Annotated in this window: 1 protein-coding gene; it reads right to left on the bottom strand. The window is 54.7% G+C overall.

Annotation, left to right across the window (positions count from 1 at the left end; genetic code table 11):
* Nucleotides 1–126 precede the first annotated feature (126 nt).
* Nucleotides 127–1,620 (bottom strand): DDE-type integrase/transposase/recombinase, encoded by a 1,494-nt coding sequence (locus D9V82_RS11905; protein WP_121912535.1) that lies wholly within the window; start codon nucleotides 1,618–1,620, stop codon nucleotides 127–129.
* Nucleotides 1,621–1,752 lie beyond the last annotated feature (132 nt).

Here is a 1,752-nt window from a genome sequence, read left to right as displayed (position 1 = left end):
TGTTATGTCCATGAGGTTTTTGGACTTGGAGTCTAGCTACTTTTTGGACTTGGAGTCTAGGGACTTTGTGGACGTGGAGTCTCCCCGCTTTTTGGACGGGGAGTCCACTGAGTTTTTGTACTGGTGCTAGCTTGGCTTCTTCCGGCGGCTTGGCCGTAGCCCAGAGAGGTTGGGTTTTAGCTCTGGGGGTTGTCGGTGCCACATGCCGTCAACGTGGTTTATGTTGATTTGACCGCCGGGTGGACGCTGATTCAGTTGGATCGGTAGCGGAAATGAAAACAGTTTCTCACCGTCGTGATCAGTAAAAAATTCCACATAGTCATCGGCTACGCTGCTGTAGATGGCTCGATTTTTGAAGCGCAGCCCGACGTAGAGGCCGTGTCCCATGACGCGTACTACCCCGCTTTTGTTGATCCACAGCTTGTCCGGGATAGGCCAGAGTGCATTTACACCGGTAGAGCTTGGCATTACGGTTGAGGAATCGGCATGGGGTGTATCTTGCTGGATCGCCTGAGTGTCGTTACTTGGTGCCCTGTCTGAAGCTGCAACTTCAGGCAGGGCATTATCTGTCGCGACCGCTGTGTCGGCTGCTAAAGCATCTGCCTGGTTGTCGGGGTGAATCCGGTGATATTGTTTCGCGATTTTTGTCCATAAAACATCTGGGTCAATCGGCTGCGTCGGTGGCTGGGCATGCGAGATAATCTCCCAGGCTTGGGCTGGGGTGATGTGCATCTTGCCCCTGAGAAGTCCTTGGTGGCGACGGCGTGTGTTGTAGAAGTTGCGGTAGTCGACAATCAGCTGTTGGACCTGCGCCAGCGTCGTCGGGGTACGAGCATCCAAAAACCTGGTCATGGTTTGGTGCGATCGCTCGTCTTTGCCTTGCGTCGTGGGAGCAAAGCCCGCACTTGATTGAACTCCCAGGCTGGCGAGCCAGCGTTCGGTTTGCGACAGCCGGCCGCGATGGTAGGTGGCAAAGGCATCACCGTTGTCAGAGAGGACTTCTTGGGGAAGTCCGTAAGCATCAATGGCTCCACTTAGCGTGATGCGGGCATCGGTGCCGTTTTCTGGAGTTCCAAAAGCTTGGGAGCCGACGTCGAAGCGGCTGGCATCGTCGACGACTTGGTAGATAGTCACTTGCGTGTGAGGCACATCGAAGAGTCTGTAGGCAAACGCATCGATCTGCCACAGTTCATTGACTTCGCCCCTGGCAAAGTGCCTGTAGGACTTACGCGGTCGTTTACGTGCATTGATGTCAGCGACGCCAGCCTCGTGCAACCATTGTGCGATTAAAGCTCGTGACGGTGGTTGGTCGTAGCCGAGTTCGTCGAGGAAGAAGTAGAAGATTGACCATGGGCCGCAGTCTTGGCCGCGGGCTCTTAACGTACCGCGAGCTTGCAGGACCTGTTGTCGAATCTTGTCATCGTAGACCCGTCGCGGGTTCAGCGGTGCCGTGCTGTCGGGCACGATGCCAGCCCGCCCGCGTTCGGCGATACGTGCTTTGATGTTGTAGTACGTCTGCTTCGATACGCCGATGTTCTTGCAGAACTGCTGGACCGTGATGCCCTCACGGATGGGGTCGAAATCCGCTATCTTCTTGCGGAGAGTAATGGGAATTGCCATCCCCACATTGTCAAGAAGCCAGAGTCCAAAAAGTCGTTAGACATCCTGTCCATAAACTTCCTGGACTCCGCGTCAAAAAACTAACTGGACTCCGAGTCCAAAAAGTCAATGGACTCGGAGTCCAAAAAGTCA

The organism is Corynebacterium macginleyi (assembly GCF_003688935.1).
Taxonomy (GTDB): domain Bacteria; phylum Actinomycetota; class Actinomycetes; order Mycobacteriales; family Mycobacteriaceae; genus Corynebacterium; species Corynebacterium macginleyi.
This window is presented reverse-complemented; position numbering and strand designations above follow the sequence as displayed.

What these genes read in the sequence shown, in the direction of transcription:
- D9V82_RS11905 (WP_121912535.1), bottom strand. Translation starts at nt 1,620, where the DNA reads ATGGCAATTCCCATTACTCTCCGCAAGAAGATAGCGGATTTCGACCCC.